Source organism: Bacillus sp. D48C (genome assembly GCF_053345735.1).
Map to the genome: position 1 here is coordinate 351,053 of NZ_JBKFAQ010000004.1, position 9,956 is coordinate 361,008.

11 protein-coding genes are annotated in these 9,956 nt (G+C 35.4%); 8 read left to right on the forward strand and 3 right to left on the reverse strand.

The window, feature by feature from the left end; genetic code table 11:
• The first annotated feature begins 60 nt into the window (after positions 1 to 60).
• The 4 genes from ACLBXA_RS13680 to brnQ2 all read left to right on the forward strand — a co-directional run bounded on the left by ACLBXA_RS13680 (position 61) and on the right by brnQ2 (position 2,665).
• On the forward strand, positions 61 to 276 hold the full coding sequence (locus ACLBXA_RS13680; protein ID WP_001046257.1) for a spore coat associated protein CotJA: 216 nt from the start codon (positions 61 to 63) through the stop codon (positions 274 to 276).
• A gap of 8 nt (positions 277 to 284) precedes the next feature.
• Positions 285 to 548 carry a spore coat protein CotJB gene (locus ACLBXA_RS13685; protein ID WP_000194492.1) on the forward strand — a complete coding sequence of 88 codons (264 nt, stop codon included), beginning with the start codon at positions 285 to 287 and terminating at the stop codon, positions 546 to 548.
• Between the two features lie 12 nt (positions 549 to 560).
• The gene (cotJC, locus tag ACLBXA_RS13690) at positions 561 to 1,130 is read left to right on the forward strand and encodes a spore coat protein CotJC (RefSeq protein ID WP_000265275.1); all 570 of its coding nucleotides are present in this window, start codon (positions 561 to 563) and stop codon (positions 1,128 to 1,130) included.
• Positions 1,131 to 1,348: 218 nt separating this feature from the next.
• A complete protein-coding gene (gene brnQ2, locus ACLBXA_RS13695; RefSeq protein WP_044783302.1) occupies positions 1,349 to 2,665 on the forward strand; it encodes a branched-chain amino acid transport system II carrier protein BrnQ2 in 1,317 nt (438 codons plus the stop codon).
• 44 nt (positions 2,666 to 2,709) lie between these two features.
• Here the strand turns inward: brnQ2 and ACLBXA_RS13700 are convergent, their stop codons facing one another.
• The 3 genes from ACLBXA_RS13700 to ACLBXA_RS13710 all read right to left on the reverse strand — a co-directional run bounded on the left by ACLBXA_RS13700 (position 2,710) and on the right by ACLBXA_RS13710 (position 5,407).
• Complete coding sequence (locus tag ACLBXA_RS13700) at positions 2,710 to 3,714, reverse strand: ABC transporter permease (RefSeq protein WP_000266973.1); 1,005 nt, start codon at positions 3,712 to 3,714, stop codon at positions 2,710 to 2,712.
• A gap of 1 nt (position 3,715) precedes the next feature.
• Entirely contained in the window at positions 3,716 to 4,582 is an 867-nt protein-coding gene (locus ACLBXA_RS13705) for an ABC transporter permease subunit (RefSeq protein ID WP_000239690.1), read from the reverse strand.
• Between the two features lie 90 nt (positions 4,583 to 4,672).
• Positions 4,673 to 5,407, reverse strand: coding sequence for a YwaF family protein (locus ACLBXA_RS13710; RefSeq protein WP_000388717.1), 735 nt, complete (start codon positions 5,405 to 5,407; stop codon positions 4,673 to 4,675).
• A 211-nt stretch (positions 5,408 to 5,618) separates the two neighbouring features.
• Between ACLBXA_RS13710 and ACLBXA_RS13715 the strand changes: the two genes are divergently transcribed.
• From ACLBXA_RS13715 to ACLBXA_RS13730, 4 genes are all read left to right on the forward strand, one after another.
• Positions 5,619 to 6,725, forward strand: coding sequence for an efflux RND transporter periplasmic adaptor subunit (locus ACLBXA_RS13715; RefSeq protein ID WP_000728803.1), 1,107 nt, complete (start codon positions 5,619 to 5,621; stop codon positions 6,723 to 6,725).
• Entirely contained in the window at positions 6,722 to 7,396 is a 675-nt protein-coding gene (locus ACLBXA_RS13720) for an ABC transporter ATP-binding protein (RefSeq protein WP_447617251.1), read from the forward strand. Before ACLBXA_RS13715 ends, ACLBXA_RS13720 begins: the two co-directional genes overlap by 4 nt.
• Positions 7,397 to 7,422: 26 nt before the next feature.
• Positions 7,423 to 8,574: an ABC transporter permease gene (locus tag ACLBXA_RS13725; protein WP_412036596.1), complete on the forward strand. Its 1,152-nt coding sequence runs from the start codon at positions 7,423 to 7,425 to the stop codon at positions 8,572 to 8,574.
• Between the two features lie 457 nt (positions 8,575 to 9,031).
• On the forward strand, positions 9,032 to 9,956 hold a 925-nt coding region (locus ACLBXA_RS13730), incomplete at its 3' end, for an SH3 domain-containing protein (protein ID WP_447617252.1).

Consider the following 9,956-nt stretch of genomic DNA (forward strand, 5'->3'; position numbering starts at 1 on the left):
ATAAAGGCCTATTATGTCTGAATACAATACGTAGTAATGAACATTTAAGGAGGTTTATTCGTGAATAAATATATGAGATCATTCGTGCCCTATCATAGTCCTCTCGATCCTTGTCCTCCTATCGGAAAAAAATATTATTCTACTCCTCCTAATTTATTTTTAGGCTTTCAACCGCCAAACTTACCGCAATTCACGCCAAAAGAAGCACTACAAAAAGGGACTTTATGGCCTGTTTTTTATGACTATTATGAAAATCCTTATAAAAAAGGGCGGTGACTACTGACGTGACTCAATCGCTACCAGAAGAATACTATCAGCTTTTACTGGAGCTTCAAGAACTGGACTTTGTACTAGTTGAACTCACTCTTTATTTAGATACACATCCAGATGACACCGCTGCGATTAATCAATTTAATGATTTTTCCTATAAACGGAGAGTATTAAAACAAAAGATGGAAGAAAAATACGGACCACTCCAACAGTTTGGAAACAGCTATTCTAATGCCCCTTGGGAATGGAGCAAAGGTCCTTGGCCATGGCAAATATAAAGGAGAGAAACTATGTGGATTTATGAAAAGAAATTACAATACCCAGTTAAAGTGGGAACTTGCAATCCAGCACTTGCAAAATTATTAATTGAGCAATACGGCGGTGCAGATGGCGAGTTAGCTGCTGCACTACGTTACTTAAATCAACGTTATACAATTCCTGATAAAGTCATTGGCCTTCTTACTGATATTGGCACAGAAGAATTTGCTCACCTTGAAATGATTGCTACGATGGTTTATAAGCTGACGAAAGATGCGACTCCTGAACAGATGAAGGCAGCTGGTCTTGACCCTCATTACGTCGACCATGACAGCGCTCTTCATTACCATAACGCTGCTGGTGTTCCATTTACTGCAACCTATATACAGGCTAAAGGTGATCCAATTGCCGATTTATACGAGGATATTGCAGCTGAAGAAAAAGCACGCGCAACATATCAATGGCTCATTAACTTATCAGATGATCCAGATATAAATGACAGCCTACGCTTTTTACGCGAACGAGAAATTGTCCATTCACAACGTTTCCGAGAAGCAGTTGAAATTTTAAAAGAAGAACGTGATAAAAAAATATTTTTTTAAAACATGTATCCTAGCGGTATGTGTTTTTTTATGTTAAAAGTTAAATCCTTCCTATTAAACATATAAATAGTATATTTATTCGATTTAATGCATTATTTTTTAATATTTTCAAAATTCCCTATTGCTTTCTAATCATCAGACCTTTAAAATAATAACAGTTACTCGACAAATTATTTGAATTTTCGACAAAAAATACTCATTAGGAGGATTTTCTTTATATGCGTACAACTTTAAAACCAGCGCAAATACTTTCGATTAGTTTATTACTATTCGCAGTTTTCTTCGGTGCTGGTAATATGATTTTCCCGCCCCTTCTTGGTCTTTCTTCTGGAGAAAATATGTGGGTTTCCATTACAGGGTTTATTATTACAGACGTCGGTTTATCTTTACTTGCTATCGTTGCTGTTGCCCTTGCTGGTGGTAGTTTTAACACTTTAGCGAGCCGTGTTCATCCAAAATTCGCAGCAGTATTCGCTATCATTATTTATCTTTCAATCGGCCCACTATTTGTTATTCCACGAACTGGATCTGTATCTTATGAAATCGGGATTGCACCACTTTTCCCAGATCAATGGTATTCTATGTTAGTTTTTAGTGCGATTTTCTTCACAGTCGTTTACTTCTTATCATTAAATCCATCCAAGCTAGTAGATCATATCGGTAAAATATTAACGCCAATTTTACTTGTAATTATTGCAATTATGGCAACAAAAGCGATTCTTTCACCAGGGACGTTTGCAGAACCTATCGGTGACTATAAAGACATCCCGTTTTTCAAAGGATTTCTTGAAGGATTTTTAACGTTAGATGCAATTGGGGCTCTCGTACTATCAACAATTGTTGTAAATGCAATTCGTCAAAATGGTATACAAGAGAAGAAATCTATCGCAAAATATACAATCATTTGCGGAAGTATCGCTGCTCTATTCTTAACAATTGTTTACTTCTTACTCGGTTATATTGGAGCTTCAAACGGAAACTTAGGACAATTCGAAAACGGTGGGCAGCTATTAGCTACTGTTATGTATCAATTCTTTGGGACAAGCGGTAATATTTTATTAAGTATCGCCATTATCTTCGCTTGTTTAACAACGGCAATTGGTGTTGTGAGTGCATTTGCAAATTACTTCACAACAGTGCTAACAAATGTTTCATACAAAAAGCTTGTACTATACGTTTGTATCTTTAGTTTCGTTATTTCAAACTTAGGATTAAGCTTATTAATTAAAATCACATTACCTGTATTAATTATTTTGTACCCAATTACGATCATTTTAGTTTTCGTATCATTTATCGATAAATATACGAAACGTAAACCTTTTGTCTACATTGGAGCGATGATCGCAGCGTTTATTATTAGCTGTATTCATGCACTTGATAATGTGGAAATGATACCAGATTTTATCGCTAATATCGTACACACCATTCCTTTTTATAACTTAGGAATTGGCTGGATCATTCCAGCAATAATCGGTGGTATAATTGGATACTTTATTCCGCAAACAGAAGCTGCAGGTGAAGTTTCTACAAAATAAAAAAAAGAAGCAAGCATGAAATCCATGCTTGCTTCTTTTTCTCTTCACATCGTATGTTTAAAAGTAAATAAATCTTCTTTTGACTGCACAACAGATTGTTCCGCTTCTACTACGTCCTTCTTTATCTCTCCTCCTAATCTTACTTTCAACATCGCCTCTTCTATACTTTTTACAATCATATTTCCTGAAAAAATAGTAAGTCCAAAAAATGTAATCGGAACGAGAGGGATCCACGGATTCACTGTTAATGATCTAAAATAGACTCCAATTAAGCCTGACCATTCATGTGTGTATGATTCTATTTCTTCTATCGGTCCTAAAAACTGAACTGTTCCGCCAAAGAATATTTCTAGTAACCCTAAGTGCAGTAAAATAGTAAGAGTTTGCGTAAACTGCTGAAAAAATACAAGTATAAACGTCATATAGAGATGCGGGAAAATATGCTTTATAACAATATGCCTTCTCGATCCACCTAATATGCACGCAGCTTCAATAAATTCTTCGGTTCTCAACTTACGGACTTCCTTCGCAACATACAGTGCAATAACTGGCATCACAAGCATTACAAGTAATAAAACTTGAAACGAAGCCCTTTCAAAAAAGGTTGTTGTTTCCTCTCCACTCCCAAATGCATTTGCAAAGTGAAGAAAAAAGTACGCAATCATAACTGTTGGAATAACTGTAAAACTATCAAAGAAAGCCTCAATTTTTGAAAACCCTCTTTTTACATATGTTCCAAGCACAACACCAAAAAACACACCTATCACCATTCTAAGTGCCGCAATTAAAATAGATATACCAATCGTCCACTTCGCACCTTCAATGACTAAATGTAACAGGTCGTATCCTTTCCGGTCTGTCCCGAGTAAAAATTGTAATGAAGGTGAAAAAGGTGGCACTTGTGGATTTTCATCTGCATCATATTGCAATGTAACTTGCCTAATGTGTCCATCATTCCATAACGTATTTCCGATGCTCAAAAGAACTAATATGAGAAGAAACCCAATACTTATCCAAAATCTTTTATCGCGTTTTATATACATCCACATATTATAATCTCTCCTTCATCGCAGTTGGAATGAAATAATGAAACAGCTTGAATAAAATAAATATCGGGATATATATAAGCAGCATACTAACGATGAAAACCTCAACTCTAATACCCTCATACGATTTCAAAAACATAAAAATACCACCCGTATTAAAAATCCATTCTATAATATATAAATTAGATAACATAAAAAAGATATTCGTTTTCGCAAAGAATAATGTACTAAGCAACACATTTCGTAAAATATGACGATTTAAAATATGAAAACGCCCCAGCCCTTTCGCCTTAGCAAATAGTACATAATCTTTTTCTAGTTCATTTTCAAAACGAATCACTACCATTTTTACAAACATAATCGTAGTCGGGATGCTCAAACACAATATTGGCAACCCTCTAATCGACTCGCCTCCAATTGACGCAATTTGAAAAGGTAAAAAACCTGTTTGTTTAAAAAACCATACAACTAAGATTTGTGATACTAAAATAAGAAGAATATCTGGAATGGATTCTAGGAAGATAAGAAATGATTTAATTCGATGTTGTATACGCGGTGAACTACTCATAATTACATAAACAATGCAAAATGCTACAAATAATGAAATGAAAAAAGCAGCCAAAAAAATAATAATCGTTTCTTTATAATGGACGAACAACTGTGGAAATAAAAATTTACCTCTCACATATTGCAAATTGGAAATATCCATTAAGTTCACAAACACTTCTTTTAAAGTCTGTATGTACTTTGATACATCCACCTTAAATCCATAAAATAATTTCGGCAAAGCCCCTAAAATAATAATCCCCAAAATCGAAATAAGAAATTGAATCGTCACTTCCATTCCATTTAGAAAAACTTTTTTGACCACGTTTTCCCTTCTCTCTATATATAATTTACCCCCTAATTTTATTCTTAATTTTCAGAATTGTAAATATTTTAAAGATAAAAAATCACTAGGCTATGATCCTAGTGATTCTTTATGCGCATGCCTCTCTCTTTTCGCAAACGGCATATACAAAGTGTAACATCCAATAAGCGCAGCTATTTCTAATGAAATAATATAGTAAGGATGCGGCCCTAACATATCGAGTAATGAAGCAGTTTCTGGCTTATGAGCTAAAAACATATAATTACCGCCTGTTTTGTAATTTACAAACGAAACAATCGGAATCAATATGTTTAAAAATATCATCGTACGTTTAATAGATTGTAATGTAGGACGATACCCTTCTACCCAAGTCATAAAGAGCGGTGCCCAAATGAGCAATACATGTGCGATGAAATATTCAATGAAACGAAAATGTGGAAAAGTATACTGCAAGTTCGGCGTTAAAATGGCTTGTGATGCACCAATAATTCCTGTAAAAAATACAATCTCATATATGCGATAACTTTTCGTTACAATCATAATCGACGCTAATAATAAACTAATCGTACATAACTCAAACGGTAATGAAGTAGCTAGCTCAAAAATCCCCGCTTTCCACTCCCACATATAGAGCCCAATTTCACTACCTATAAATAAAAATGCAATCGCATATCGAACCGTTATATTCCACTCACTTTGACGCAATAAATCTTGGTATTGATACAGAAAAAATATCCCCACCAACATAATAAATAATATAAGGACGTGTTGTCTTGAGTATGGAATAAACGATTTTAATGGATGCGCACTAAAATAAGCTTCCATCTTCCTTCCTCCTCTCCTTCATACAATATTATTGTAAGAAAGAAACAACGAGTCAATTCATTTGCTTATACTAGGACAACCTCTACCTTACATTTACATATTCATACCTTACAAAACTGTAAGGTTATTGTAAGCTAAAACGATTTGTCAGATTCTTCACCTCTTCTATACTTAATGTAGATACTAAAACGAACGAAAAGGTGATAAATAGATGAAAAAGAAAAATAAAGTGTTAATTACTAGTGTAGTAGCAATTGGAATTGCAGCTGGATCATACTTTGCATTTGCTGGTGGTGGCGGTTCAGAAGTAGCAATGGCATATAGCGGATATAAAGTAACTGAAAAACAAATCCAAAACGCGCAAAAATTTGGTGGCGAAGTTATTCCAAACGGAATTGAAACTATTTCATTCGATCCAACAAAAGGAACATATGAATTAGCTGTAAAAAAAGGCGATGAAGTGAAAAAAGGTCAGCTTCTGTTTAAATACAATGACCCTACTGCTAAACAAGGTGTAACAGAAGCAGAAATGCAAAAGAAAATCGCACAAAAAGAAGTAACGTTGTTTCAAAAACAAATTGATGCAGCGAAACAAAAATTACAAAAAGATAAAAATGCAGGCCTTCCTTCTGAAGCATTAAAAGCATCAGAAGTTGAAGTTGGGCAATTAGAATCACAACTTGAAATGAAAAAGTTTGAAGTTGAAAAAGCTGATGAAATGATTAAAGCAGCAAAAGAAAAAGTAAACACACTTTCTGTAACAAGTCCTGCTGATGGCGTAATTGATGATATCGTGAAAACTGCTGACGAAAAAACAGGTATGAGCGGAATTACTCTTCGTCACGCTGGTCAATTCAAGGTAAAAGGTCAACTTTCTGAATATGAGCTTGCTAGTATGAAAGTTGGGCAAGAAGTAACTGTTTCCTCAAAAACTGTCGCTGGTAAGACTTGGACAGGAAAAGTAACAGAAATCGGTTCTACACCATTAAAGAGCATGGATGAAAATAAAACTGTTTCTAACTATCAATTCACTGTCACATTAGATAATAGTGACGAACTACAAAACGGCTTCCACGTATACGTAACAAGTAAATCTGGCGAAGCAACTGGTACAATTGTTCCGAAAAGCAGTATCGTGAAAAAAGGTGACAAAAATGTTGTCTTCGTTGTAAAAGACGGTAAAGCGAAAGAACAAGCAGTTACTGTTGAATTCGAGACTGATAGCGAATCAAAAGTTTCTGGAGTGAAAAAAGGAGAGGAAGTTATCTCTAAACCTGAAAAAGACTTAAAAGATGGTATGGAGGTTGTCGCCCAGTGATTAACTTAAAAGGCATCACGAAATCCTTCCAAAATGGTGCAGAATCCGTTCAAATATTACACGGAATTGACGTAACACTGAATCAAGGAGAATTCACTTCTATTATGGGACCTTCTGGTTCTGGTAAATCAACATTAATGAACATTATTGGTTGCTTAGATAAACCGACGACGGGTACGTACGAACTAGCTGGACAAAACATTTCAAACATGTCTGAAACAGAACTTGCACATGTTCGTAATAAAGAAATCGGATTCGTATTCCAAAACTTCATGTTATTACCGAGACTTACAGCACTTCAAAATGTAGAGCTACCTCTTATTTACGCTGGAGTTGATAAAAAAGAAAGACGCGAACGCTCATTAGCCGCTTTAATAAAAGTCGGTTTAGCTGATCGCGCTACTCACTTACCAAACGAATTATCCGGTGGTCAAAAGCAACGTGTCGCCGTTGCCCGCGCAATCGTAAATAACCCAAAATTCATTTTAGCCGATGAACCGACGGGAGCACTTGATACGAAAACAAGTACACAAATTATGGACCTCTTTTACGAATTAAATAAACAAGGCTCAACAATCATTATGATTACCCATGACCGTGAAATCGGGGAAGCTGCAGCACGTCAAATTGTAATTCGTGACGGAAATGTCGTCCAAGATTGGAGAGGTTAATTTTGAATACGAGTGAAAATATACGCATGGCCCTTTCCTCTATCTTTGCTCATAAAATGCGTTCCATCTTAACGATGCTAGGTATTATTATCGGTATTAGTGCCATTATTACTATCATTTCAATGGGTGATGGTACAAACGCAAAGTTTAAAAAAGAATTAGGCCAAGGAAAAGATAACGAAGTAACGATTTACTACAACAATCCTGATTACGGAACAGATAGTGCCAAAATCACACCTGATATGCTAAACCGTCTGCAAACTGTACCAGGCGTTAAAGATGTATATCCAGACGTAAGTATGAAAGTAAAAGCATCTGCTGGTTCAAAAGATGTAAATCTTGATTTAAAAGGTGGAACAGGCGCCTTTATGAAAGATTCGAAAATAAAATTAGTTCACGGTCGTGAATTAAATGACAGTGAACTAAACCAAGCAATCCCTGCTGTTATATTAAATGAAGAAGCTTTCAACAAATTATTTAGTGGTTGGGAATCAAACCAATACACAGATATAAAAGGAAAGCCTTATAAAATAGTCGGTGTATACGAAACGAAAAACGACTTTGGAATGCCTATGCCTGAAGGTTATACATCACTTGAAAATGCACCTGTAATTTCAGGAGTAAATGAGTATGACTCCGTAAGATTAACAATGACCTCTCCGACAGAACGTAAAAGTGTAGAAAAACAAGCCGTTTCTGTCTTAAACGAACTGAAAGCTCCTAAATTTGAGCACAAATTCGAAGCACAAGATTTAGGTGAATTTACGAAACAACTAGACGAATCAATCGGTATGATGAAAATGGTATTCGGTGGTATTGCTGCTATCTCCTTACTTGTTGGTGGTATCGGTGTAATGAACATCATGCTCGTATCTGTAACAGAACGTACACGTGAGATTGGTATTCGTAAAGCACTTGGTGCAACACGTGGTAAAGTATTAACACAATTCTTAATCGAATCTTGTATTTTAACAGGACTTGGTGGTTTCATCGGATTCATGCTTGGTATTTTCTTCGCTTGGATCGTCTCAATCTTTGCTGGATGGCCACTCGTTGTCTCAAAAGAACTTGGACTTCTTGCCGTAGGTATTTCAATGCTAATCGGTATTATATTCGGTTTACTACCAGCTAACAAAGCTGCCAAACTTGATCCAATTGAATGTTTACGATATGAATAAACAAAAACGTAGGAGTTTACACTCCTGCGTTTTTTATTTACCTATTAAATCGAGTTTCTTCTATTATATATGTTTCACGTTACAACTATCATTCTATTACTCTTCATTATTTATAGGTACTAAGGCTATTATCTAATCCTATTATTGCAAAAATACTATGTAACAGACGAAAATCAAGGCGTAATTTTTTCCATGCTTCGACTGATTTTGTAACAATTATATCGATATTTCATTAAATTTCACCTCATTTATATCTTTTTACATCTAAAAAGGTTATCATTCCATAACTATCTTTTCATTCAGACAGTAAAATATGCTATTTTTGTAACACTATAGATATCCATAAGAAATATTACCGTAACATTATTAATTTTACGGTAATTGAAATACTACTCATTTTGTGTTTTATATGCCCTAATACGCCAAAAAACAACAAGGAAGCGCTATCAGGATATTTATGGAATTGTTACAGAATATTAATGCTCCGTTACGAAAGCTTTGTAATTATATGTTTTTCGCAAATAAGAAAATAATGGTTGCTATAATGAGGTCAACGAAAACAAATGCAATGGAGGCTATTATGAAAAAATTTATGGGTATAGCAACAGCAGCGGTTTTTGGTCTTGGGATTTTCACAACATCTGCTAAAGCAGAAACAATCGTAACGACTGACGTACTAAACGTACGAGAAAACCCAACTACTGAATCAAAAGTTGTAGGAAAATTATTAGATGGATATAAAGTAAATGTTTTACATACAGAAAATGGTTGGTCAAAAGTTCAATTGAATAGCGGTAAAGAAGCTTTCATAAGCGCTGACTATACAAAAGACACTTACTACGTAACAGCAAACGTATTAAACGTACGTGCTGGTGCAAACACAGATTCAGAGATTCTTGGTAAGTTGAAAAAAGATGATATAATCGAAACAACACACCAAGTACAAAATGATTGGATTCAATTTGAATATAACGGAAAAACAGCTTATGTTCATGTTCCTTACTTAACAGGTAAAGCTCCAATTAAAGTTCAGCCAGTAGTTAAAGTTGAAAAAACAACTACAGTTCAAGATACAGCTAAAGTTCGTGAAGCAGTTAAAGCTCAAGAAGTAGCTGAAGCTCAAGCAAAAGCTAAGGCCGCGGAAGCAACTAAAGCTCGCGAAGCAGCTGAAGCTCAAGCAGAAGTTAAGGCTCAAGAAGCGGCTAAAGCTCGTGAAGCAGCTAAGGCTCAAGAAGCAGCTAAAGCTCAGGCAGATGCTGAAGCTCAAGCAGAAGCTAAAGCTCAAGAGGCGGCTAAAGCTCGTGAAGCAGCTAAAGCTCAAGCAGATGCTGAAGCTCAAGCAGCGGCTAAGGCTCAAGAAGCAGCTAAAGCTCGTGAAGCGG